This is a genomic window from Pseudomonas sp. RL_5y_Pfl2_69 (assembly GCF_963970465.1).
Lineage (GTDB): Bacteria > Pseudomonadota > Gammaproteobacteria > Pseudomonadales > Pseudomonadaceae > Aquipseudomonas.
Genome location: NZ_CAXAOU010000007.1, coordinates 247,670 through 272,797 on the forward strand (window position 1 = coordinate 247,670; position 25,128 = coordinate 272,797).

The following is a 25,128-nucleotide window of genomic DNA, read 5'->3' on the forward strand; positions in this document are numbered from 1 at the left end:
GATGCTGGCTGATTTTTTTGCGGGTCTGGGATTCGCCTACCTCGGCATGCTGGCGCTGTGTCAGGGGTTGGACCGTCATTACAAGCAGGTGTGGGGCAAAGCCCCGTCGGCCCGACTGAGCCGTTTGCTGCGGGTTGCGGGCTGGGTGAGCCTGGCGCTGAGCTTCTGGTTTTGCGGGCAGGCCTGGGGCTGGGCGATGGGGCCGGTGGGCTGGTTGGGCATGCTCTCGCTGAGTGGTTTTGGTCTGCTGATGCTGTTGCCGTACCGGCCTCGCCTGGCCGTGTGGTTGCCGATGGGTTTTGTGCCGGTTTGGGCGGTGATCGAAACCCTGACCCTGTAGATACTCTGTTGCCGGTCAACCGAACTCCTCTATGGGGTTCGCCCTTACGGCGAGGGAGGTGGTACTCGCGATCCGTAGCAGCTGACGAGTCGTGCGAGGCTGCGTCAGGTTTGGCGCACCATCTCGATCGCAGCCTCGTTCTACTCGTCAGCGACTACACGAGGGATGGGGGTCGAAACCTGTAGTCGCTGCCGAAGGCTGCGATGGGCTGCGCAGCAGCCCCGCTTTCAACGTCGCGAGCGAAGGCCAGGTTCTAGCGTTTCACCAGACGATTGGCAATTACATCCAGACTGCTGCAAAACACAAAGTACACCAGGGCCACAAACAGGAATATTTCAGTCGGGTGCACCATCACCCGATTGCTCACTTGAGTGGCGACAAACGACAACTCGCCCACCCCGATCACATACGCCAGCGAAGTGTCCTTGATCAGTGAAATCCATTGATTGAGAAAGGAGGGCAGCATCATCGGCAACGCCTGCGGCAGGATGATCAGGCGCAGCACTTGCCAGGTGCCGAAACCCAGTGCCTTGCCCGCAGCCCATTGCCCAGACGGCAAGCTGCTGATCCCGGCATACACCGAGTGCGCCAGATAGGCGCCACCAATCAACGACAGCGCGCACACCACGGTGGCCAGTGCGGGGACATCGACCTTGAACACGATGGGCAGCAGGAAGTAACTCCAGAAAATCAGCATCACCACCGGGATCGCCCGCAAGAAGCCCAGCACGCCGAGCAACAGCCAGCGCACCTTGCCGCGAATCATCACCAGCGCAATACCCAGCACCAGCCCCAGCACTGCCGAGATGATCCCCGACAACAGGCTCAGCACCAGCGTCAGTGCCGCGCCGCCCAGAGGTCCGTTGGGCCAGGCGCCGAGCATGAAGTACGAAAAATTGTCGCTAATAACCGAAAAATCCATGACTCACACCACTCCCTGGCGATACCACTTGCTGCGTGCAATCCCTTGGCCGATCACTTCGATCAAGGCAATGCTGAGCACATACAGGAGCGTGGCAAAACCGAAGGCCTGGAACGTCTTGAAGGTTTCGGTCTCGACTTGTCTCGAGGCATACGACAGTTCGGCCAAGCCGATGGCCATGGTCAGCGACGAGTTCTTCAGGGCATTCATGTATTGCCCCAGCAATGGACCCAACGCCGTGCGCAACGCCTGCGGGAACACGATGTAGCGCCACACCTGGGCAGGCTTGAAGCCCAGTGCCAGGCCGGCAGCCCGTTGCTCGATGCGCACCGAACTGATGCCTGCGCGAAACTCTTCGCAAATGAAGGCTGCCGTGTAGAGCATCAGGCCCCAGAACCCGGCAATGAATTCAAAGGACGGCCATTCAATCTCAAGCACACCCAGAGACAGGCTGCGCGGCTGGTTGAGCCACATCACCAGCCCTTCGGGCAGCATCGCCGTGACCCCGAAGTACCAGAAAAACAACTGCACCAGCAGCGGCGTGTTGCGAAACAGGGCCAGGTAGGCCCGTGCAGGCCACGACCACAGGCGCGAAGGCGAAATGCGCGCCAGGCACAGCAAAAATCCCAGCCCGGTAGCCACCAGGCAGGTCAGCAGGGAAAGGATCAGGGTCAGAACAAAACCATCGAGCAGCCAGTGCAGGTAGAGCGGGGCCAGCAGTTCACCGAACATAAAAAACGTCCATCCAGAAACGAGCAAAACCCGCCCGGTTGACCGGGACGGGCTTTCAAAGGTGTTGCGAGTTAGCTCTTGTCGCCGATTTTGTACAGACGGGTCAGCGGGGTCTTGGTGGTCGGGCCGAACCAGGCGTCATAAATGCCCTGAGCCTTGCCCTGGGCTTCCAGGTCGGTGAGGGTCTGGTTAACCACTTCGGTCAGGCGCGCTTCGCCTTTTGGAATGCCGACACCGATCAGGTCATTGGAAATGGTGAACGGCGGCACTTCATATTTGTCCTTGTCCGGCACATTGGCCAGCAGGCCGATCAGCTTCGGGCCGTCCTGGGTGATGGCTTGTACGTTGCCGTTGCGCAGGGCAGTGAACGCGAACGGGGTGTCATCGTAGGCAACCACTTTGGCACCGGGGAATTTCTCGCGCAGCACGCCTTCGTTGACGGTGCCCTTGTCCACGCCCACACGCCACTTGTTCAGTTCATCCGGGGATTTGAGGGTGCCTTTCTTGACGATAAATTGCTGGCCCGAAGCGAAATACGGAATGCTGAAATTCACCTGCTCGGCGCGCTCAGGGGTAATGGTGAAGTTGGCCAGCACCAGATCCACCTTGTTTGCGACCAGCAGCGGCACACGGTTGGCCGGGTTGGTCGGCTGCAACTGCAACTTCACGCCCAGCTTGTCGGCAATGGCCTTGGCATAGTCCACGTCCAGACCTTCAATCTGCTTGCTCTTGGCATCGACAAAACCAAACGGCGGGTTGCTGTCAAAGGACGCTACACGCAGCACACCGGATTTTTTGATGTCATCCAGACGATCAGCGTGGGCCAGGCCAGACAAGACAGCCAGGGTCAAAGCGGTGAGGGCAGTGAGTTTTTTCATTTCGTTCTCATCATGAGTTGGAAGAGTTATGACGAGAGTCTTGCAGGAAATTTAGCTTTTAAAAAAGAATATAAAACGATTTAAATATTCCTTTAAGGAATATGAGATTTCGATGATCGCTGTGGGAGCGGGCTTGCTCGCGAGGGTATCCACGGGGTTTGCCTGACAAACCTCGCCGCCTCAATCGCGAGCAAGCCCGCTCCCACAAAAAGGGGGGGCTCAGCAAATTTTTACCGCACTCGACTCATCGCCACTGCAATGCATTCTGCTGAAGCCACGCAAATGTCCAGACGACGCGAATGCCCATCACAGAAGGCCGAACGCAGGTGCTGTTATGGGGGTGGCGCGGCAGGACGCCGCGCCAGCCGCGATGGGCCATGGATGGCCCGTCGCGGCGTGCCCTCATAACAGTGCCGGAGTGAGGGAACCGCCGAGCCTGGGGCGAGGCGGCCGTATGGTAGGGCAAGCCTTTTTGGTTACTTTTTCGGCGTCTGGAAAAAGTGACCCGCCGTAAGGGCGGAACCCGTAGAAAGTCGTGACACATCGAATGGATATGTACTCGTCTACTTCCACGGTTTATCAGATATGCCATGCGTACCGGTTTTACGACCGCTGCGCCGCTGCTGCGCAGTGGCGCACTCTCTCAAACGTAGCCTCGTTCTACTCGTCAACTGCTACGCAACGGTGTGCGAGGCTGCGCTCAGGTTTACGCCCGTGGATCAAAAGCATCACGGCAGGCCTCGCCGATAAACACCAGCAGCGAAAGAATCAGCGCCAATGCACAGAACGCGGTCAGGCCCAGCCAGGGGGCTTGCAGGTTGCGTTTGGCCTGGCCGATCAGCTCGCCCAGCGACGCGGTACCCGGCGGCATGCCAAATCCCAGAAAATCCAGGGCGGTAAGGGTGGCAATCGCGCCCGTCAAAATAAACGGCAGGTAGGTGAGGGTTGAGGTCATGGCGTTGGGGAGGATGTGCCGTCGCATCAGCTCGATATCGCTCAGACCCAGTGCCCGCGCTGCCTTGACGTATTCCAGGTTGCGACCGCGCATGAACTCGGCGCGCACCACGTCCACCAGTGCCAGCCAGCTGAACAGCGCCATGATCCCCAGTAACCACCAGAAGCTTGGCGCCACAAAGCCCGACAAGATGATCAACAGGTACAGCACCGGCAGCCCGGACCATACCTCTTGCAGGCGCTGGCCCAGCAAATCCACCAGCCCGCCATAATACCCTTGCAGGGCGCCAGCACAGACGCCCACCACCACGCTGATGGCGGTCAGGATCAAGGCAAACAGAATCGAAATCCGGGCGCCGAAAATCACCCGCGCCAGTACGTCCCGGGCCTGATCGTCGGTGCCCAGCCAGTTTTGCCTGCCGGGTGGACTGGGAGCGGGTTCCTTGAGGTCGTAATTGACCGTGTCGTAGCTGAACGGGATGGGCGCAAACAGCATCCAGCCTCCCTGATCGTCAATCAGTTTGCGCACGTAGTCACTTCGGTAATCGGGCTCGAACGGCAGTTCGCCGCCAAACTCGGTTTCGACGTAGCGGGTCGCCACCGGGAAGTACCACTGGTCTTTGTAGTGAATGGCCAGCGGCTTGTCGTTGGCGATCAGTTCACCGCACAGGCACAGGACGAACAGCGCGATAAAGAGCCACAGTGACCACCAGCCCCGGCGGTTGGCCTTGAAACGGGCCAGGCGCCGACGGCCCAGGGGGGAAAGGTTGAGCATCAAGCCTCCTTCGCCGAGAAGTCGATGCGGGGGTCGAGCAGGGTGTAGCACAGATCGCCGATCAGTTTGATCAACAGGCCGAACAGGGTGAACAGGAACAGCGTGCCGAACACCACCGGGTAATCCCGTGACACGGCTGCTTCGTAGCTCATGCGCCCGATACCGTCGAGGTTGAAGATGGTTTCAATCAACAGTGAACCGGCGAAGAACACTTCGATCAGGGCCTGGGGAATCCCGGCCACCACCAGCAGCATGGCGTTGCGCATGACATGGCCGTACAGCACCCGGCGCTCGGTCAGGCCTTTGGCCCGTGCCGTGACCACATACTGGCGGCTGATTTCGTTGAGAAAGCTGTTTTTGGTGAGGATGGTCAGGGTGGCAAAGCCGCCAATCACCAACGCCGAGACAGGCAGCACCATGTGCCACAGGTAATCGCCGATTTTGGCGAAAAACCCCAGGCTGTCGAAGTTTTCCGAGACCAGGCCTTGCACCGGAAACCAGCTCACATAACTGCCACCGGCAAAGACCACAATCAGCAAAATGGCAAACAGAAACGCCGGCATGGCGTAGCCGATGATGATCGCGGTGCTGGTCCACACATCGAACGCGCTGCCATTGTGGATGGCCTTGCGTATGCCCAGCGGGATGGAGATCAGGTAAGTAATCAGCGTCGCCCACAGCCCCAGTGAAATAGTCACCGGCAGTTTTTGCAGGATCAGGTCCGTGACCTTGGCGCCTCGAAAGAAACTGTTGCCAAAATCCAGTTGCGCGTAGTTTTTGAGCATCAGCCACAAGCGCTCGTGCATGGGTTTGTCGAAGCCATAGTGGCGGGTGATTTCTTCGACAAGTGCCGGGTCCAGGCCACGGCTGCTGCGGCTGGCAACGCCAGTGCCGCCTGCCATGTCGCGGGCTCCGCCAGCCACGGCCGTACTGCTCACACCCTGCAGGCGGGCAATGGCCTGCTCCACCGGGCCACCGGGGGCGGCCTGCACGATCAGGAAGTTGACCACCAGAATGCACAGCAGGGTGGGGATGATCAGCAACAAGCGTCGACTGATGTAATGCAGCATCTCAGTGCCCCTCCGGCGATGTGCCGGTTGCTTGCATGGCTGCATTGGTCAGTGCGGTTTTGCTGACCTCCCACCAGGTGTCCAGCCCCTCGTCATACTTGGGCTCCAGCGCCGGGCGGGCGAAGCGGTTCTGGTACACGGTCGGGGTGCCCACCGAGTAATAGTTGGGAATCATGTAGTAGCCCCACTGCAGGACGCGGTCGAGGGCGCGGGCGTAGTGCACCATTTCGTCACGGGTATTGGCCTGTACCAATCCGTCGAGCAGTGTGTCCACGGCCGGGTCGCGCAGCACAAAGGCGTTGGAGGCACCGGGCTGGGTGGCACTGCGTGAGCCATACATGTCGTACAGTTCCCGGCCCGGGGAGACGATGGGGACGCCACTGCGCGGGAAACCCACCACGATCATGTCGTAGTCACGGGCATTGAGCCGGTTGACGTATTGCGCCGAGTCTATCTTGCGGATGTCCATGTGGATGCCGATCTGCGCCAGGGTCCGCTTGTACGGCAGGATCATGCGGTCGAATCCGCCCTGGCCATCGAGAAAGGTGAAGCTCAGCGGCTCGCCCTGTGCGTTGACCAGCGTGTTGTCTTTCGCGCTCCAGCCTGCCTCCTTGAGCAGCGCCAGGGCTTGCAGCTGTTTGTCGCGAATGTAGCCGCTGCCATCGGTTTTCGGCGCTTGATAGACCTGGGTGAACACCTCATCAGGCACCTTGCCGCGCAGGGGTTCGAGGATCTCCCGTTCACGGGCGTCGGGCAGTGCAGTGGCAGCCATTTCGCTTTTGGGGAAGTAGCTCTGCTGGCGCACATAAAAACTGCGCATCATCTGCTTGTTGGTCCATTCAAAATCCCATAGCAGGCTCAGCGCCTGGCGTACCCGGCGGTCCTGGAAAAACGGATTCTGCAGGTTGAAGGCAAAGCCCTGGGCAGCGCCCGGCTTTTGCCTGGCAAATACGCCTTTTTGCAAGCGGCCATCGGTCAGCTTGGGGCTGTCATAGCCGATGCTGAACCCTGTGGCCGAGAATTCGCGGTTGTAATCGAAAGCTCCACCCTTGAGCAGTTCGCGGGCCACATCCGTGTCGCCGTAAAAATTCACGGTCAGGCGGTCAAAGTTGTACAGCCCCTTGCTGACCGGCAAGTCCCTGGCCCACCAGTTTTTGTTGCGCTCAAAGCTGATGCTGCGCCCCGGATCGACTTGCGACACTGAATACGGGCCGCTGCCCAAGGGCGGCTCAAAACCGCCGCCATTGCTGAAGTCGCGGGTCTGCCACCAGTGCTGCGGCAGGATGCGCATGCTCGCCAGATCCAGTGCCAGGGTACGGTTCTGGTTGCTCTTGAAGTCGAAGCGCACCTGCAGCGGGCCTTCGATCTCCACGGCCTTGACCTCGCCATAGAGCATGCGAAAGCCCAGGCTGCCTTGGGTCATCAGCAGGTTGTAGGTGTAGGCGACGTCCTGGGCGGTGATCGGTGTGTCGTCGGCAAAGCGTGCCTTGGGGTTCAGGTAAAACCGTACCCAAAGACCGTCCGGGTCGCGCTCCATTGTTTGCGCCACCAGACCGTAGACCGTGTAGGGCTCATCCAGTGAGCGAAAGGCCAGTGGCGAGTACACCCAGTCATCCACTTGCGTGACCCCCGTGCCTTGGTCGACGTAGGGGGTGATGTAGTTGAACTGGCCTATTTCCATTGCCGCCCGGCTCAGCGATCCGCCCTTGGGTGCATCCGGATTTACAAAATCGAAGTGCTGGAAACCGGCCGGGTATTTGGGTGCTTCACCATAGACTGTCATGGCCTCGCCGGGCGCTGCGCTCACGCTCAGGCACAGGCACGCCAGCACAGGGGCCAGCAGGAAGCGGAGCAGGGGCAGGAGTGGTAGAGGCATGCGGGAGTTCCTTGTGCCGCGTGTTGAAAAAGCCACTCCCACAGTATTGATGATTAAAAAGCGGATTACCCGGGGTTAATCAGGCTTTGTCGACAGTGCAGGGTCAACCGGGCGCCGCCGCTTTCGCGGTTGCTGACGTCCAGGGTGAAGCCGTGCAGGTTGACGATGGCGGCGACGATGGACAGGCCCAGGCCAAAACCGCCGTGGCTGTCATCGCAGCGGTAAAAGCGCTTGAACACGGCCTCCCGCTCGGCCTCGGGGATACCGGGGCCTGTGTCGAGGACCTCAATGCGCGGGCTGCCGTTGTCGTCAGTTGCCCGCAAAATCACTTCACCGCCGGGCGGGGTGAATTTGATGGAGTTGCTGAGCAGATTGGCCAGCGCCTCAAACAGCAATGCACGATCGCCCGTCAGGCTGGGCAATGCGGGCGGCGTGTCGAGCATCAGAGTGACCTGGCCTTCTTCCGCAAGCGGCAGGTAAAAATCGTACAGCTCCTGCAGCAGGGGCAGCGGATCGAGTTGCAGGAAGCCCGAGCGTCGTTGATGGTCTTCCAGCTCGGAAATGCGCAGCAAGCCGCGAAAACGTGCCATCAGGGTGTCGGTTTCACCGATGACTTCGTCCAGTTGCAGGGCTTCGGGGGAGCCTTCGACAGCATGCTGGCGCATCCGGTAGAGCTGGGCCCGCAAGCGGGTGAGGGGGGTACGCAGGTCGTGGGCGATGTTGTCGCACACCCCCTTGACCTCGTGCATCAGCAGTTCGATACGATCGAGCATGGCGTTGACGATGGCCGCCAGCATATCCAGCTCGTCACGCCGATTGGACAGCGGCAGGCGGTAAGTCAAATCCCCCGCGACAATCGCTTCGGCGCTGGCCTGGATCGCCCGAATGCGTTGCAAGGGGCGTCTGCGCAGCAAATGCCAACCGGCAATGCCCGGGATGATGGTCAGCGACAGGCCCCAGAACAATGCATGCAAAATGATCCGGGTGACGGCAAACAGCGAGCCGTTGTCGCGCACCAGCACCAGCCAGCGCCCGTCGTTGGTTTGTGTGGCGATGGCATCGCAGCTGTCCTGGGGCAGGTTGGGGTCATCGGAGTCGATGCAGGTGCTCAAGGCGTGGATCCGGCCATCCAGCGGCAAGCCCGGAGGGAGCGCCTGGATAGGGCCGCTCAGGGGGTTGTGTTGGGCATCGAACAGGCCATAGGCATCCACTGCGCGCATGTCGAAGGTCATGCTGGTGGCAAGTGCTTCGTCCAGTTGCTCGCCTTCAAAGCGGGCAAACAGGTGCTGGCGCTGCATCAGCGAGTGCCTGGCCAGGTTGCCCAGGTAATCCGACACCTCGTAATAGAGCACCCCCATCAGGATGCAGCTCCAGGCCACGAACAGAAAACTGTACAGCGCCAGCAACCGGCTGCTGGAAGAACGCCAGCCCTTAGAGGGGTTCGGCAATGACATAACCCGAGCCTCGGACAGTGCGAATCAGAGGCACTTGGCCCGGCGGATCGATTTTTTTGCGCAGACGGCCGATATGCACGTCGATCAGGTTGGTGCCAGGGTCGAAGTGATAGCCCCAGACTTCCTCGAAAATCATCATGCGCGAGAGGATTTGCCCGGTGTTGCGCATCAGGAACTCCAGCAACTTGTACTCGGTGGGCAGCAGGCTCAGCTGTTGTTCGCTGCGGCTGGCTTCACGGGTGATCAAGTTGAGTTCAAGGTCCGAGACGCGCAATGAAGTCTCGTATTTGTCGACCGGACTTTTACGCCGCAACAGGACTTCAACCCGGGCCGCCATCTCGTCGCTGGCAAAGGGTTTGGTCAGGTAGTCATCGCCCCCGGCGCGCAGGCCGCGAACCCGCTCGTCGACATCGGACAGGGCGCTGATCATCAGAATGGGCGTACTGACACCAATGGTGCGCAAGGTGGTCACAATCGCCAGACCGTCCAGCTCAGGGAGCATGCGGTCAAGGGTGATCAAGTCGTAGTCGCCGCTGACAGCGCGTACCAGACCTTCGCGACCATTGGCTACCCAATCGACCTCAAGGCCGTGGCTGGTCAATTCAGCCACGATTTCTTTCGCCGTCACGGCATCGTCTTCAATGGTCAAAATACGGGTCATACCGTCACCTGATGGGCTCTTTCAGCGTTGAGCACATTTTGCCCGCAAAAAGCTGAAACGTTTCTGAATATTTCTTCATGTTCAGCAAGTCGTCAGAAAGCGTAGTCCAAATGTCCATGACCAGGCTCGGTAGCCGGTTCGTTGATGATGCTCGACAGGAACATCTGGATACATTTGCGGTATAACTTCCGTTGGTTATTTTTTCAGGCCCTTTGTTCATGCAAACCCCTTCGCAACGGCCGTTGTGGCTGATCTACCTGATTTTTCTTGCGCCGATGGTGCTGTCCAACTTCCTTCAGAGTTTCTCCGGCACCCTCAACGGGATCTATGTCGGGCAATTGCTGGGTACGCAAGCGCTGGCCGCGGTGTCGGGGATGTTTCCCATCGTGTTCTTTTTTATTGCGCTGGTGATTGGTCTGGGGGCGGGCGCTTCCGTGCTGATCGGTCAGGCCTGGGGGGCGCGGGAAACAACGATGGTCAAGCAGATCACCGGGGCGACCCTGACCCTTGGGGCGCTGATCGGTCTGATTGCAGCGGTGTTGGGCAGCCTGTTGGCGCGGCCCGCCTTGCAGGCGCTGGGCACGCCGGTTGACGTGCTGGAGGAGGCCGTCGGTTATGCCAGGGTCATGATGCTGATCATGCCGTTGCTGCTGGTGTTTATTTTGTTCACGCAAATCCTGCGTGGGGTCAGTGACACGATTTCGCCGTTGCTGGCACTGATGGTGTCCACGGCGGTGGGCTTGCTGTTGACCCCGGCGTTGATCCTGGGCTGGACCGGCTTGCCGCCGATGGGTATTCAAAGTGCGGCCTATGCGGGGCTGGTGGGTAACGTGCTGGCCATGCTGTTTCTGGTGCTGCGCTTGCGCCACAAAAACCATGTGATGGCTCCGGACCGCGAACTCTGGGCTGCGCTGCGCCTGAACCGGGAGATTCTGGGCAAGGTCCTGCGTATCGGTTTGCCCACGGGCGTGCAGATGGTGGTGCTGTCGCTGTCGGAGCTGGTGATCCTGGCGCTGGTCAACAGTCACGGCTCCCAGGCCACGGCGGCCTATGGAGCCGTGACCCAGATCGTCAACTACGTGCAGTTTCCGGCGCTGTCGATTGCCATTACGGCCTCGATTCTGGGGGCACAGGCCATTGGCGCCGGTCGCATTGAGCGTATCGGGTTGATATTGCGCACCGGTTTGCTGATCAACCTGTGCCTGACCGGTGCCCTGGTCGTGCTCGGTTATGGGCTGTCGCACTGGTTGCTGGGACTGTTCATCACCGATGTCGAGGCGCGGGTCAGGGCTGAGCACCTGCTGCATATCATGCTGTGGAGCGTGCTTGTATTTGGCTTCCAGGCGGTTATTGGCGGGATCATGCGGGCCAGCGGCGTGGTGCTGGTGCCTATGGGGATCACGATCTTCTGCGTGCTGTGCATTGAGTTGCCGGTGGCTTATGCACTGGATGCGCATTTTGGTTTGCAAGGCGTGTGGATGGCGTTCCCGGTGACTTATATCGCCATGCTGGTGTTGCAGACTGCCTATTACCGGCTGGTCTGGCGGCACAAGCAGATTCAGCGGCTGGTTTGAGGTTTGCGCTGCCAGGCCGGGTACCGGGTACATATCCGGCTCTGCGACAACGTGCGGTGCCGCACTGCACACGTGTGCAAGGGCGACAGTCTGCGATGGGTTCAAGGCCTGACGGAGTTGGTTTTGCCTGGGACCGCTTGCAACGCCGTTACCAGTGCCGGATCGAAATACGCCACATCCAGCCAGTAGGTTTTACCCAGCAACTGGCCAGACCCGTACCAGGGGATGCGGTTGAAGGTCAGGTTCAGGCCGTTGTAGTCGTATTCAAAAAGAAGGCCGCTACTGCTCACGAACTTGAAGCCGTTCTGCGAATAATCCCTTAAGGCAAACAGGGTATTTTTATCGCTGGCATACAGTTCCTTGACCCGCTGCAAGTATCGGGGGGCAATGGTTGCAAACAGGCTTTTGGCCCGCTGATTGTATTGATCCAGGGTCAAGCCCGGAGTCTGTGCCAATTGGGTCGCAATCATGGCAAATACGTCTGCATCAGACTTGGCGATTGCCAATTGCACCCGCATGAAGTTATTCAGTTTTTGCGGGTCGACAGTCAGTGTCTTCGACTGTTTTCCCTGTGGGTGTTCGGTGATCGTTTGCACCATAAACTCACTGGTTTTGGGCAGTACCATTGTCGACGTGGCGATGTAGGCTGCGCATGCGGTCTCGCGGTGAGACATGTCCGGATCCACCAGCAATGACAATGGATCGCCCTGTTGAGGCGTTTTGCTCAAATCAATCCCCTGTTTTTTCAAGGTTTCGGCAACTTGTTTGGCTGTGCTTTCGCCCCGTGCCATTGCGCAGACATGGTGCATCATCACATCGTTGCGTTGCCCTTCGACCATAGGCACTAACCCCATGACCGCTCCCTGGATGATTGGCAGCGCCGGGATCATGACTCCGTTCGGCTCCTTATGGGTGAGGTTGGCGAGAACTTGTGGAGCGCCGTCGCAGCCGGCCATCAGCGCCAATGAGAAAACCAATCCGCTTGTTTTGAGCAATGACATGGTATCCGTCCTGATTTTTGAGATTAATGCCCCGGCACCCATAGAACCGTGCCGGGGCAGCAGTGACGGGGGTAGACCGTCGTTTGTAGAGCGCTTCAGTTAAGGTTCACCACTGGTAGCCCACACCGACCCCTACCCCCAAATAGCTCTGGGTAGTGGTACTGGCCTGGAGCTTGCCCACCCAGTGGCCGTTATCAGAAACTCTCGACACCCCGAGCGACAGTCCCTGTTGCCCGCGATAGGTGGCGGCCGCTATGGCTGTCATGCTGGCACCTGCAACGTAAGGCTGTGGCAGGCTGGCCATGGCCATGGCCCCGGCGATCCCCGCGCTCAAGACACGATCCTGTTTGTTCAGGTCGCTTTTTAGCTGGGAAAAACGTTGGTCGGTGTAGGTGTTGGCATTGTTGGTGGTGTTTGCCGTAGCGCTGTTGAGTTGGTCGAAGTTCACCGCATCGGTGCCTTGAGTTGCGGCTGCAACATGGGTGATCTGCCGTTCGCTGCCGGGGGCTCCTACCGAAACGCTGTTGTCGCGAGTGGCTGTCGAGTTGACACCCAATGCCACGCTGTTCGTTCCTGTAGCGGTTGCTCCGTGCCCGACCGCGACTGTGTTTTCTGCGCTGGCAATGGCATTGCTACCCACGGCCGTACTGTTGTTGCCGGAAGCTTGCGCGCCGCCACCGCCTGCGACCGTGTCGGTACCGGTTGCCGCAGGATTGGGCAATGCACTGGTGTTCTTGACCTGGAACATGCCTTCCGTGCCGTTCTGGATGTTGGTAATAGCGGTTGAATTGGTGGTGACCTGTTGATTGGTCGCATTGAGTTGCGAGCCATTCACTGCGTCGGTGCTGGTGGCGCTTATTTGGCCAGCCGCAACGTTGGTGATCTGCCGTTCTGCCCCCACGCTGCCGACGCTCACCACGCTGGCCGGAGTGGTCCCGGCAAAGGTGTAAGCGACACCGCCAATGGTTGCCCCGCTGGTGCCGACCGCGGCAGCGGTGGTGCTGCCAGCGCCGAGCGCAACGGCGCCAGCGTTGTTGGAGGTTGCACCGGAACCCAGTGCCAGGCCCTGGGTCGCACCGACCGCCACGATGGCTGCATCGCCGAGGGCAACAGAGCCTGCCTCGTTGGCTTGGGAGACATTGCCCAGTGCCACCGCTCCCTGGCCCGTTGCCGTATTGGTGTGGCCCAGCGCTACGCTGCCCTGGCCATTGGCGGTGTTTTCGTCGCCCATGGCGACTGCGCCGGTACCTGTTGCGGTATTGGGGTCACCGATGGCCACTGCGCCGTTGCCGGTGGCGATATTGCCTGCACCGATGGACACGGCTTTACCGCCTGTAGCCTGTGCCGAGGTGCCTATGGCTACGGCATCTGCTGAGTTGGCTTGCGAGCCGTTACCCAGGGACACTGCTCCGGCACCGCTGGCAGTAGCTCCCGAACCGGCCGCCAGGGAGTTGCCGCCGCTGGCAATGGAATTGGCGCCGATTGCTGTGTCCGAGGCATTCAGAGACTGGGCATTGGGCCCGACCGCTGTTGCATCAAGGCCTGCCGCCGATGAATCGTCCAGTATCGAGTTGGTGTGGAAGTATTTAATCCCGGCGCCATTGTTCATGTTGGTAATAGCGGTTGAATTGTTGGTGACCTGTTGATTGGTTGCATTGAGTTGCGAGCCGTTCACTGCGTCGGTGCTGGTGGTACTTATTCGGCCAGCCGCGACATTGGTGATCTCCCGTTCTGTACCCACGTTGCCGACGCTGACCACGCTATTCGGAGTGGTCCCGGCAAAGGTGTAGGCGACACCGCCAATGGTTGCCCCGCTGGTGCCGACCGCGGCAGCGGTGGTGCTGTTGGAGCCAAGTGCAACGGCGCCGGAGTTACTGGCGTTTGCACCGGTGCCCAGTGCCAACGCTTGGTTAGCAGCGGCGCTCACGACAGCCAAGCGGCCTATGGCAATCGCATCAAAACCTTGGGCATTGCTGCTTAATCCGATCGCAACAGAATCAGTGCCGGTGGCATTGGCAAGGCGCCCGTAAGCCGAAGAGCTGTCGCCTGTTGCATTTGCGGCTTCACCGATTGCAACAGCTCTGTTTCTGGCCGTGGCCCCGGTACCGCCACCAATGGCGATGGAAAAGCCGTCTACGGTTGCGGCTGTCGAGGCCCCGGTACCTAGCACAGAAGTATCGCTAACGGCCCCTCCCTGCATTGCCGTACCTGCAAGCGCGAGCGTGGACACCAGCCCGAAAGAGAGCCCGACAGCCACGGCCACTAATGTTTTAATGCCCTTGCAAGGCCCGGTTTTGGATGTTTTTTGCGCCAATTCGCTAGTTACCACCCAACCGCTCAAGGAGTAACTCCACACCACAGAAAAGATCTTGTTCATAATTTTTTATGGCGTGATGTACGCCAGCCTCTGATGAAGGAATATTAAGTGCGCCAGGAACTACCGCCTTTGCATACGGTGTTTAAGTACGGGTTAAAGTTTGCGGCACCAGAGTGGAACGGGCAGGGGCTTTATTGCAAGCCAAGTGCTGGTTGCTCCGGCATAAGATAAAGCGCGCATATTATCTGGGGCCTCTTGGGGTCGTGGTGGGGTGTCGTTATCAAACAGTATTGTTGGTTCCGGGTTTCAATAGTGCGAGCGCGCAATTGATGTGTTCGCCCTAAAGCGCAAACGGAACGAGTGCGGCCGGACAGCGGGCAGGTAGTGTTCGTGGTGCATAATCAAAAGTAGTACGGTTGTAGAGCATTGCAAGTTTTCGGAATTATAGTCGGATGTGTTTAATGTTTAGTGTGTGGAGGGCGTGCTGATTGATTTCAATAAGGTTAACAGCGAAGTAATAGGTTGAGCGCCCTGTGCTGGAAGGCTTGTGGCGGGGTAAGTTTAAAACGCGGGTGTGGAAGCCCAACCTATTGAAAATATAATTTTTATTTACGTTAATCAGTTTCAGTGGGGCTTGCGCCTGATGTGTCTCAGTGGCAAAGAGCAGGCTGCTTGACTGTCCCTGAACTAGAGCGTTCATGTAAAAGAGGTTAAACATCAATTTGAACTTGTGGTTATGATATTTCAGATGCTGGCCCGCGGGCGGGCGTGAGCTTTACAGTGATGCTTATACACTTTGTTTAAGGTAATAAGTTCTTGTGTGAGTGGCGGCAAGTTATGGGGTTTTGTTGGTGGTTGTGCAGGTCTGGTGGTGTGTTTTATCGGTTTTAATATGTCAGCTTTAATATGATTTATCTATAAATTGGCGCTTGGTAAGTTGCCGTGTTGTTATGATGGTTGACCGTAATATAATAAATATGGCAGTGCGAAAATCACGTGGCGTATTGTTTGTTTGCGAGGGCTTTTACTTCTGTAAGCCGGTCTGGCGGTCAATGTGTTTTGTACGGGTTATGCGTGCGCTTGTATTGAAGTCGCGGTGTCATGACAGTTATAGGTGTCGCAGACTGCGTATTACCGGCTGGTATGGCGCACCCTCTCGATCGCAGCCTCGTTCCACTCGTCAGCGACTACAGCGCGGGTAAACGTGAGTCTGTAGTCGCTGACGAGCCGTGCGAGGCTGCGTCCGGCGACGTCGCCGTCGTGAAATCAGCTTCCTCGATTAATCAGGTACTGCGCGTGTACCGGTGTCAGCGGATACAGGCGCAAAACCATTCTCTATCGCCGTTTTTTCACTCCTCCATCCGGGCTAGGCCATTTGGACGATGTGCCTGTGACTGACCAGTCCGATGATCGAAGCCAGGTTCTGGATACCTCGCCGAGGAGCAAGCCAGAGCATCCAAGATAATAAAAAGAGGACTGGCTGCATGAACTCTGCCCAGCAATTGAATTGTGCAGCGAGGCATCTACCATGCGCTCAATGATCGGCTATCTGGTTTGCCTGATTGTCGCTGCAACCATCGCATTCACTTTCTCCCCCCGTCCTGCCTCTACCGTCGCTTCTGCTCAATTGCGCCCGGACCGCCTGCAAATCAACGGCATGCTCTACCTCGATCAGCGTGTGGTCGCCGTGGGTGAGCGCGGCAATATTTTGCTCAGTGATGATCAGGGCCTCTCCTGGCAGGCCGCTGTGGTCAAGCCGCAACGGGATCTGACCCTCACCGCGCTGGTGGCCCTTGAAGACAAGAGCCTGCTGGCTGTCGGTCATGATGGCTGGATTCTGCGCTCTGAAGATGAAGGCGCGAACTGGTCCGAGGTCCGCTTTGATGGCGAAGTCGCCGAGCCGTTGCTGGGTGTCTGGAGTGCCGGTGGCAATCGCGTGCTGGCGTTCGGCAGCTTCGGCAAGTTTTACCAGTCCAATGATGACGGTCGCACCTGGCAAGCCCAACCCCTGGAAGTGGACAGTGCTCACCTCAACGGCATGGACGGCGGTGCCGACGGCCGGCGGATGGTGGTCGGAGAGCAGGGGCTGGTGTTGCGCAGTGATGATGCCGGTCTGAGCTGGAAGAAGCTGGAACCGTTCTACAACGGTTCTTTGTTTGGTGTGGTGCGCCTGAGCCCCGATCGCTGGGTTACGTACGGCATGCGCGGCCATGTGTTTGTCAGCCAGAACTTCGGCAACACCTGGGAGCCTGTGAAGGTAGGCAATCAGTTGCCGCTCTATGGGCATGCGCTGTTGCCCAATGGCGGTGGCCTGCTGATTGTCGGCGCGGGCAGTTCTCTGGTGCGCCTGGACGGCAATGGTCGTCTGGTCAGTGCTACGCGCCTGCCTGGGCTGGGTACGCTGACCTCGGCGGTATTGATCGGCGCCCATCGCTTGCTGGTGGGCGGTGAGCGCGGCGTGTTTCAAGGTGCCGATGGCGGTGTTGCCGCGCTTGGAGGTGCTCAGTGAGCAGCGAAAAAACTGCAGTAAACCGCGTGGTCGAGCGGGTTGCCGATCGGTTGATTATCTGGCGCAAAGGCTTGCTGGCACTGTTTGTACTGCTGACGCTGGCCCTGGGTTACAGCGCCACCCACACTCAGCTGGACCCGGGCTTCAACAAGCAGATCCCGGTGCGCAACGGGTTCATGGTCAACTTCCTCAATTTCAGCCAGTACTTCACCGGCGCCAACCGTTTTCTGGTCAGCGTGAAGTGGAAGGGCGAGGGAGATATTTATAACCGTCAATACCTCGAAACCCTGAGCAAGGTCACGGATGACGTGTTCTTCATCAATGGCGTCAGCCGCACCAGTGTGACGTCGCTGTTTACGGCCAATGTGCGGTATATCGAAATCACCGAAGACGGCTTTTTTGGCGATGTGGTCGTGCCGCCGCGCTTTACCGGCTCGGCCGAAGACCTGTCCCAGGTACGCAACAACGTCGCCCGTTCGGGGCAGGTCGGGCGCCTGGTGGCCAATGACCTGACCTCGTCGATGGTGCGCGCCGACCTGCAGGATCTCGACCCGCAAACCGGCAAGTCGGTGTCGTATGCCGAGGTGGCCAAGCGGCTTGAAGATATCCGCGCCAAGTACAGCAATGACGATATCGAGATCAATATCGTCGGCTTTGCCAAGCTGGTGGGCGATGTGGTTGACGGGCTGACCACGGTGATCGGCTTCTTTGTGATTGCCTTTGTCATCACCGCCTTGATGCTATGGGTGTATTCACGCTCATGGCGCCTGACGGTCGTGGCCTTGGCGGTGGCGTTGCTGCCGGTCGTCTGGTTGCTGGGGCTGTTGCCTTTGCTGGGGCTGGGGATCGACCCGATGTCGATTCTGGTGCCGTTCCTGATTTTCTCGATTGGCGTGTCCCATGCGGTGCAGATGACCAATGCCTGGAAGCAGGACGTGCTGCGCGGCAGCTCTTCGGTGCAGGCCGCGCAGGGGGCCTTTTGCAAGATTTTCATTCCCGGCTCCCTGGCGTTGCTGATGAACGCCCTGGGTTTTGGCGTGATCATGCTGATCGACATTCCCATCGTCCATGAACTGGGTGTGACCGCCTGTATTGGCGTGATGCTGATGATCATCACCAACAAGTTGATGCTGCCGATCATCCTGTCGTATTTGAAACTCGAACCGGGCGCGTTGGCCCAGGGCCTCAAGGTGCAGGGCAGGCACGCTTTGTGGTGGCGCCTGTCGGCGCTGGCCGAGCCGAAACCGGCACTGGCGGTGTTTGTGGTCAGCCTGTTGCTGCTCGGTGTGGGGGCCTGGAAGGCCCGGGACCTGGCGGTAGGCGACATCGGCGTCGGCGCGCCGGAGCTGCGGGCGGATTCGCGTTACAACCAGGACAACCAGAAGATCATCAACAGCTATTCCATCGGTCTGGATGTGATGTCGGTGTTTGTTCAGGTCAAAGGCATTGAAGAGGGTTGCCTGGCCCCCCAGGTGATGCGCGCGATCGAGTCGTTCGACTTTCAGATCCGCAGTGTCGAGGGGGTGCAGTCGGTGCAGAGCGTGGCGGGCATGGGTAAAACCGTGATTGCCGGCAACAACGAGGGCAATCCGCGCTGGTCGGCAATCCCGGGTTCCGAACGTGGCTTGAGTCAGGGCTCCCGGGCTTACATGCCCGATGACGGGCTGGTGACCGAAGGCTGTCAGCGGATGCAGATCCTGGTATTCCTCACCGACCACGAAGGGGCGACGGTGAGCCATGTGGTCAACGAAACCCAGCGCATCATTGCCGGTTTGCAAGGGCCGAATGTTGAGTTCCTGATGGCGGGCGGCAACGTGGGCGTGATGGCGGCGTCCAACGAAGCGGTGAAGCAGGCCGAGGTGGTGATGCTGGCGGCCCTGTTCGGTTCGGTGGCGCTGTTCTGCTGGCTGACCTTCGGTTCATTGCGGGCCGTGCTGTGCATCCTGGTGCCATTGGCGATTGTTGCCATTCTGTGTAACGCCTTGATGGCAACCCTGGGCATCGGCCTGAAAGTCGCGACGTTGCCGGTGATGGCGTTGGGTGTGGGCGTCGGGGTCGATTACGGGATCTATCTGTACGAGCGTATTGCCCATGAGATGGCCGACGGCAAAGACCTGCGCACCGCGTTTTACGAGGCCATGTGCCAACGGGGCACGGCGGCGGTGTTTACCGCGCTGACCATGTCCATCGGTGTGTGTACCTGGGCCTTTGCACCGTTGAAGTTCCAGGCGGACATGGGCGTACTGCTGTCGTTCATGTTCCTGGTCAACGTGCTGGGGGCGATCTTCCTGCTCCCTGCGCTGGCGGCCTGGTTCAATCTGGGACGACCGCTGGTCAAGGTGAAAACCCGGGCACAGGACGCACCTGCCGGGCATTACCCGCTCAAGCAGAGCGTGGCGGCCAAGGACTCCACAAACCGCTGAACAGACAGCCTGCCGGGCTTGAATGACGGCCAGCATAAAGAGACACTGAGTCGTTTTTGCGCAGTTGCAGTTGCAGGGGCTGCGCACAAACAACCGCTGGTAATAAGAACAATAAAAAGGGCAGGTCCCGAACCTGACCCAACGCGAGGAAACATCCGTGGATACAGTGACCCTGAACCACCAAACCCTGGCCAGTCTGGGGCTCGAATTGGCCGATTACGATCAAATGGTCGGCAGCTTCTACGACGGTGCGCTGGACCCGAAAGCGATGGGCCGTACCTTGTGTGCCGTACGCAGCATGTTCAAGGCCAACTACGCGACCCTGATTTTGCGGGTTCCGGACCAGCCAGACCTGGGCCTGATGATTGTGGCCGGCGATATCGAAGGCGAGGGTGAGCTGACGTATCAAACTTACCCGCAAGCCAATACCCCGTTCGCAGGACAGGCCCTTGACCAGGTGTTTACGGTTGAAGACCTGATGAGCGAATCCGAGTGGGTGCAATCGCCGTACTTCAAGGCCTACTGCGCCAAGCAGGATGTCTTCCACGTCATGGGTGCCGATATATCGACCCCCGACGGTGGCAAGCTGCGTTTTCGTCTGACCCGGCCCAAAACCTCACCTGCCTTCTCCAGTGCCGAGCGCGCGTTGTGCAGCAGCTTCCTGCCGCATTTGCGCCGGGCCCTGCACCTGCACAACCTGCTCGATCGCAGCGAGTCCATGAGCGAGCTTTACGCCCAGGCCATCAGTCGCCTGTCCGTGGCCACCATCGTGCTCGACGAAACCGGCAAGGTGCTGCGCCTCAACCCGGTGGCCGAAGAAATCCTCAAGAATGCCGATGGCTTGAAGCTGGTGGGCGGCAGGCTGGAGGCCACATACCCCAGCGATAACCGTGAGCTGCAGCGTCTGGTCAAGCACGCCTTCAGCCAGGAAGTGCGCGACGGCGGGGTGACGGCCGACGCGATGTCCGTTACCCGGCCATCGGGGCAGGTCAGCCTGGGGTTGGTGGTCGAGGCGATTCCTTCCCTCGAATGGGCGGAAGGCAAGAGCAAGCCTGCGGCGGTGATTTATATCCGTGACTCGGTCGGCAAGTCCCTGGCCAGTGAAGTGGTGACCAAGCAGCTGTTCAACCTGACCAAGGCCGAAACCGCATTGGCGATGGAGCTGGCAAACGGTTTGTCCCTGGAAGAAGCCGCCGAAAACCTGAACATCAGGCGCAACACTGCGCGGGCGCACCTGCGTTCGATCTTCTCCAAGACCGGTGTGCGCCGTCAGACCGAACTGGTAAGGATTTTGCTAAACAGCGTGGTTGCCTTGGGAAAGCCCAAGTGCGCCTTGCGAGCGGCTGAATCCGTGATAGTGCCGGCGCCACAGTTGGCGCGACCCATTCGCAAAAGCGCTTGAGTTTTGATTCCAGGCCGGCAGTGGCGATTGAACGTCACTGCCAGCTGCCCTTCAGACAGGCCAACCAGGGCCTGAATCATCAAGGAAAGTCTTATGCCAGTTACAGCTGTCAGTGGTTCCGCTTCCGGGATCGGCGCCGCCGTGTGCGCGGTATTACGGGCTGCGGGGCACCGCATTATCGGGATTGATCGGGCCAGTGCCGAGGTGGTTGCCGACCTGTCGACCCGTGCCGGGCGTCAGGCGGCCGTGGCGCAGGTGCTTGAACAGTCAGACGGCGTACTCGACGGCCTGGTGTGCTGCGCCGGGCTCGGGGTAACGGCGTCTTCCAGCAGCCTGGTGCTGGCGGTGAACTACTTCGGCGTCAGCGAGTTGCTGGACGGCCTGGCCGATGCACTGGCCAAGGGGCAACATCCGGCCGCGCTGGTCATAGGCTCGGTGGCAGCCACCCAGCCGGGTGCCGATCAACAGCCGATGGTCGCGGCCATGCTGGCCGGTGACGAAAACCTGGCGCTGGAGCTGGCCAATACACTGGGCCAGCCCCACATCGCCTATGCCAGCTCCAAGTACGCCGTGACCTGTGAAGCGCGGCGCAAGTCGGTGCAGTGGGCGGCGCAAGGCATTCGCCTGAACGTGGTTGCGCCGGGTGCGGTCGAGACTCCGCTGCATCAGGCTGCCAAGGAAGATGAGCGGTTTGGCAAGGCAGTACGTGAGTTTGTTGCGCCATTGGGCCGAGCGGGCAGCCCGGCAGAAATCGCCCGGGTTGTCGCTTTTCTGCAATCGAGCCAGGCCAGCTTTGTGACCGGCAGCGTCGTGTTTGTCGATGGTGGCATGGACGCAATGGTGCGTGCCCAGCGCTTCTGACCTTTAAGGAATCCTGATGAACAAAGTGGCATTTATAACAGGCGCCAGCCGCGGTATCGGTCGTGAAACAGCGCTGGCGTTTGCCCGCGCAGGTTTTGATCTGGCCATCAGCGCACGCAGCCTGGATGAAGGTGAAAGTCATACCCACGGCTTGCGTAACCCCGACGGCACGGCGCTGCCCGGCAGTCTGAACGCAACGGCCGCAGCGATCCGCGAACTGGGCCGCAAGGCGCTGGTGGTGCGGATGGACCTGCTCGACAGCGAGTCGGTGCTGGCCGCCAGCCAGGCGGTATTTGCCGAATATGGCCGGGTGGATGTGCTGGTCAATAACGCGATCTATCAGGGCAGCGACCTCAACGCACCCTTTATGGACTTGCAGCCTGAGACCCTGGCGCGGGTGTTTCAGGGTTACATGATGACTCCGTTTCTACTGACTCGGGCCGTGGTCAGCCAGATGCTGGAGCAGGGTGGCGGGGTGGTGATCAATGTCACCTCAGGCGCGGGTGAAACCGATCCTCCGGTGGCGGCGGGCAAGGGCGGCTGGGGGTATGCCTATGGGGCGGGCAAGGCAGCGGTGTCGCGGCTGTCGGGCATTTTGTCGGTGGAGTTTGGCGAACAGGGGATTCGCGCCTACACCCTCAACCCCGGGGTGGTGACCACTGACGCCTTGCGAGCCACCATCGGTGACAAGGGCGTGATTGCCTTGCGTGCAGGCTCGGCGCCGCCTGAGGTGCCGGCAGCGGTGATGCTGTGGCTGGCGACCAATGATGCAGCAGTCGATCACCAGCGCAAGACCATCCAGTGCCAGCCATTTGCCCGGGAACACGGGATTGTTGAGGATTGGCGTTAATAAGGATTTTGAACACTCAAATCCTGTAGTCGCTGTCGAGGCGCGAGGCTGCGATGGGCTGCGCAGCGGCCCCGGTTTTTTGAAGGTCCTGCGGCCCTTATCGCAGCCTCGTGCCTCGACAGCGACTACAACACCTCTGTGTTCTAGTCCATCTGAACGATGAGCCTGCCTCTCACCTCGGTGAAGATCTCTCGGTAAAGCGCCCTGGCCCTTAACCTGAGGAATAATAAAAATGACTAAACTCGCTGAAATTCACGTCGAGAACGCTTTGTCGCCGCGCTTTGGCCGTGGTTGGCATTGTCTGGGCGAAGCGGATGAGTACCGTGATGGCAAGCTGCATACCCTGAATGTGTTCGGCTCGCGACTGCTGGCGTTTGCCACCTCCAAGGGCGAGATCAGTGTACTGGACGCCCATTGTCCGCACATGGGCGCCGACCTGTCCCAGGGCACTATCGAGAATGACCGCGTAGTCTGCCCCTTCCACCACTGGCAGTACGAAGCCAGCGGCAAATGTGTCGAGATCCCGTATTGCAAACGCATTCCGCCAAAGGCCAAAACCCGCGCCTGGCAGACTTGCGAAGTGAACAGTCTGCTGTTTGTGTGGAACAACCCTGAAGGCAAGCCGCCTGCCGAAGACGTGGTGATTCCCCATCTGCCCGAAATGGACAGCGATGAGTGGCTGCACAGCTGGCACATGGACAAGCTGGTCATCAACACCAACCCTCGTGAATTGGTCGACAACCTGGTGGATGCCCAGCATTTCGGGCCGGTGCATGGCACCCCGACCAAGTATTTCCATAACGTTTTTGAAGGGCATATCGCTCAACAGATCTTCCACGGCGACTCCGAGCGTCTGGGGGGGGATCTGGTGGCAGAGTCGGCCTACTACGGCCCTGCGACCCACCTGACCCGTATGCGCGCGGTGTTCGAAGGGCTGGAAATCAAGTCCATTCTGCTCAATTGCCATGTGCCGATCGGCCCCAACAGCTTTGAGCTGCGCTTTGGCTGCATGGTGAAAAAAGTGCCGGGCTGGACCGAAGAGCAGAACGAAGCGCTGGCCATGGATTACGTGCAACGCAACCGCGACTCCTTCTATCAGGACGTTGATATCTGGACCCACAAGGTTCGGGTCAATAACCCGGTATTGGCCGAAGGTGATGGCCCGGTGTATCAGCTGCGCGAGTGGTATCAGCAGTTCTTCACGGACGAGGCCAGTGTGCCGGCGAGCATGGCCGAACGCCGTGAAATCACCACTGTTGATCACCGCTGATTGATGGCTTGAGCGAAGGGCACTGCCGATGACGCTGAACCAACGTAGAACCCTGACCTTTATGTTGGCTGCGAGCCTGGCCTCGACCATCGGCGGTTTGCCCTTCAACACGCTGCCTATTTTGCTCGGCTCACTGGCGGACAGTTTCGGCTTTGCACCGACGCAAATCGGTCTGCTCGGGTCGGTGTGTTTCAGTGGCTACCTGGTGGGAACGCTGGTTGCTGTGGGCTTTATAGACCGTTGCAACTGGCGTGCCCTGACCTTGGGTTGTGCAGTGGGCGCGGCCCTGGCGTTGTTGGCGTCCTCCCAACTGCCAGCGGCTGCACAGTTGCCGTTGTGGGCCCTTATCGGCTTTTTTGCCGCGCTGATGACGTGCCTGGGCCTGCGGATCATGGCCGAGATGCCCAACAAGGAACGGGCGTTCGGCATGCGTCAAGGGATTGAACTGGGTCTGGTGGCGTTGGTGCTGTTTGTATTGCCTTCGCTGGTGATCAGCAACTTTCACTATGCCGGTGCTGCGCTGGTGCTGGCGGCAATGATTCTGTTACTGAGCCTGAGCGCGTTCGCGTTGCCCCGGCGCAGTGATTTCACCGTGCATGCAGATCTGGCTGGAGACAGCTCCCTTCAAGGCCGTTTTCGCTTCCCGGTGCCTGCCTATTGGGCACTGGGGTTTTTCTTCGTGTTTGGCGCCGGGCAGATTGGGCTGTGGGCATTTCTTGAGCGGCTAGGGCACGGACTGGACGTCGCCCCGGCGCAAATGGGCGTGGTCTTTGCGGTGCTCAAACTGCTGGGTGGCGGCGCGGCCCTGACCCTGGCGCTGATCGGCGATCGCCTGGGTTCGCGCTGGCCCCATCTGCTGGTACTGGCGGTGATCGGCACGGGCTTGCTGCTGTTAGCCTATGCCCAAGGGTTTGTGATGTATGCCCTGGGCGCCTGGATCTGGGAGGTGGGTTTCTGCTGGGGCTGCATCTACCAGACCGCCGCCGTGGCCCGGCTCGACCCAAGCGGGCGTTCGATCATGCTGATTCCTGCCGCGTTTGCCTTGAGCTCAATGGTCGGCCCGGCCCTGGCGGGGCAGTTGGTGGCAGACGGTTTTGCCGGGCTGCTGTGGCTGGCCCTGGCGACGGCTGTGGTACCGGTGGTGGCCTTTGCCGGACTCTTGGCCAGACGCTTGGCATCACCGCCGCTGGCGTTGCCCGTATAAGGCTAAGGTACTGCTGGCTTTTTGATCCGTGCTGCTTAAGATGGCCGTCAATCAA

Annotated in this window: 19 protein-coding genes and 1 pseudogene; 9 read left to right on the forward strand and 11 right to left on the reverse strand. The window is 59.5% G+C overall.

Annotated features, from left to right (window positions below; genetic code table 11):
• Position 1: 1 nt before the first annotated feature.
• A complete protein-coding gene (locus AACY07_RS14520) occupies positions 2–340 on the forward strand; it encodes a DUF3325 domain-containing protein (RefSeq protein WP_326427070.1) in 339 nt (112 codons plus the stop codon).
• A 253-nt stretch (positions 341–593) separates the two neighbouring features.
• On the opposite strand, the gene AACY07_RS14525 is transcribed toward AACY07_RS14520, so the two are convergent.
• The 8 genes from AACY07_RS14525 to AACY07_RS14560 all read right to left on the reverse strand — a co-directional run bounded on the left by AACY07_RS14525 (position 594) and on the right by AACY07_RS14560 (position 9,662).
• Entirely contained in the window at positions 594–1,262 is a 669-nt protein-coding gene (locus tag AACY07_RS14525) for an amino acid ABC transporter permease (RefSeq protein WP_339475510.1), read from the reverse strand.
• 3 nt (positions 1,263–1,265) lie between these two features.
• Positions 1,266–1,994, reverse strand: coding sequence for an amino acid ABC transporter permease (locus AACY07_RS14530; RefSeq protein ID WP_219263190.1), 729 nt, complete (start codon positions 1,992–1,994; stop codon positions 1,266–1,268).
• Positions 1,995–2,065: 71 nt separating this feature from the next.
• Positions 2,066–2,872: an ABC transporter substrate-binding protein gene (locus AACY07_RS14535; RefSeq protein WP_133077657.1), complete on the reverse strand. Its 807-nt coding sequence runs from the start codon at positions 2,870–2,872 to the stop codon at positions 2,066–2,068.
• A gap of 706 nt (positions 2,873–3,578) precedes the next feature.
• Complete coding sequence (locus tag AACY07_RS14540) at positions 3,579–4,601, reverse strand: ABC transporter permease (RefSeq protein ID WP_339475516.1); 1,023 nt, start codon at positions 4,599–4,601, stop codon at positions 3,579–3,581.
• Complete coding sequence (locus AACY07_RS14545) at positions 4,601–5,671, reverse strand: microcin C ABC transporter permease YejB (protein ID WP_133078470.1); 1,071 nt, start codon at positions 5,669–5,671, stop codon at positions 4,601–4,603. Before AACY07_RS14545 ends, AACY07_RS14540 begins: the two co-directional genes overlap by 1 nt.
• Before the next feature lies 1 nt (position 5,672).
• Positions 5,673–7,547: an extracellular solute-binding protein gene (locus AACY07_RS14550; RefSeq protein ID WP_339475520.1), complete on the reverse strand. Its 1,875-nt coding sequence runs from the start codon at positions 7,545–7,547 to the stop codon at positions 5,673–5,675.
• 65 nt (positions 7,548–7,612) lie between these two features.
• Positions 7,613–9,001: a sensor histidine kinase gene (locus AACY07_RS14555; RefSeq protein WP_339475522.1), complete on the reverse strand. Its 1,389-nt coding sequence runs from the start codon at positions 8,999–9,001 to the stop codon at positions 7,613–7,615.
• Positions 8,979–9,662: a winged helix-turn-helix domain-containing protein gene (locus AACY07_RS14560; RefSeq protein WP_133078473.1), complete on the reverse strand. Its 684-nt coding sequence runs from the start codon at positions 9,660–9,662 to the stop codon at positions 8,979–8,981. The genes AACY07_RS14555 and AACY07_RS14560 overlap by 23 nt, the downstream gene beginning before the upstream one ends.
• A gap of 218 nt (positions 9,663–9,880) precedes the next feature.
• Between AACY07_RS14560 and AACY07_RS14565 the strand changes: the two genes are divergently transcribed.
• Complete coding sequence (locus AACY07_RS14565; RefSeq protein WP_339475525.1) at positions 9,881–11,236, forward strand: MATE family efflux transporter; 1,356 nt, start codon at positions 9,881–9,883, stop codon at positions 11,234–11,236.
• 101 nt (positions 11,237–11,337) lie between these two features.
• Here AACY07_RS14565 and AACY07_RS14570 read toward each other — a convergent pair whose 3' ends face one another.
• The 3 genes and pseudogenes from AACY07_RS14570 to AACY07_RS24295 all read right to left on the reverse strand — a co-directional run.
• A complete protein-coding gene (locus AACY07_RS14570) occupies positions 11,338–12,237 on the reverse strand; it encodes a hypothetical protein (protein WP_339475526.1) in 900 nt (299 codons plus the stop codon).
• A gap of 106 nt (positions 12,238–12,343) precedes the next feature.
• Complete coding sequence (locus AACY07_RS14575; protein ID WP_339475529.1) at positions 12,344–14,407, reverse strand: YadA family autotransporter adhesin; 2,064 nt, start codon at positions 14,405–14,407, stop codon at positions 12,344–12,346.
• An 84-nt stretch (positions 14,408–14,491) separates the two neighbouring features.
• Positions 14,492–14,614: pseudogene (locus tag AACY07_RS24295) on the reverse strand (ESPR-type extended signal peptide-containing protein); the annotation flags it as partial.
• 1,468 nt (positions 14,615–16,082) lie between these two features.
• Between AACY07_RS24295 and AACY07_RS14580 the strand changes: the two are divergent.
• The 7 genes from AACY07_RS14580 (at position 16,083) to AACY07_RS14610 (ending at position 25,073) form a co-directional block, all read left to right on the forward strand.
• Positions 16,083–17,063, forward strand: coding sequence for a WD40/YVTN/BNR-like repeat-containing protein (locus tag AACY07_RS14580; protein ID WP_339475532.1), 981 nt, complete (start codon positions 16,083–16,085; stop codon positions 17,061–17,063).
• Positions 17,060–19,486: an efflux RND transporter permease subunit gene (locus AACY07_RS14585; protein WP_339475533.1), complete on the forward strand. Its 2,427-nt coding sequence runs from the start codon at positions 17,060–17,062 to the stop codon at positions 19,484–19,486. The genes AACY07_RS14580 and AACY07_RS14585 overlap by 4 nt, the downstream gene beginning before the upstream one ends.
• 157 nt (positions 19,487–19,643) lie before the next feature.
• A complete protein-coding gene (locus tag AACY07_RS14590) occupies positions 19,644–20,888 on the forward strand; it encodes a helix-turn-helix transcriptional regulator (protein ID WP_339475535.1) in 1,245 nt (414 codons plus the stop codon).
• 93 nt (positions 20,889–20,981) lie between these two features.
• The gene (locus tag AACY07_RS14595; RefSeq protein ID WP_339475536.1) at positions 20,982–21,749 is read left to right on the forward strand and encodes an SDR family oxidoreductase; all 768 of its coding nucleotides are present in this window, start codon (positions 20,982–20,984) and stop codon (positions 21,747–21,749) included.
• Positions 21,750–21,765: 16 nt separating this feature from the next.
• Positions 21,766–22,599: an SDR family NAD(P)-dependent oxidoreductase gene (locus tag AACY07_RS14600; RefSeq protein WP_339475538.1), complete on the forward strand. Its 834-nt coding sequence runs from the start codon at positions 21,766–21,768 to the stop codon at positions 22,597–22,599.
• Positions 22,600–22,831: 232 nt separating this feature from the next.
• Positions 22,832–23,869, forward strand: a complete 1,038-nt coding sequence (locus AACY07_RS14605; protein WP_339475540.1) for a Rieske 2Fe-2S domain-containing protein — start codon at positions 22,832–22,834, stop codon at positions 23,867–23,869.
• A gap of 28 nt (positions 23,870–23,897) precedes the next feature.
• The gene (locus AACY07_RS14610) at positions 23,898–25,073 is read left to right on the forward strand and encodes an MFS transporter (protein WP_133078481.1); all 1,176 of its coding nucleotides are present in this window, start codon (positions 23,898–23,900) and stop codon (positions 25,071–25,073) included.
• Positions 25,074–25,128: the final 55 nt, after the last annotated feature.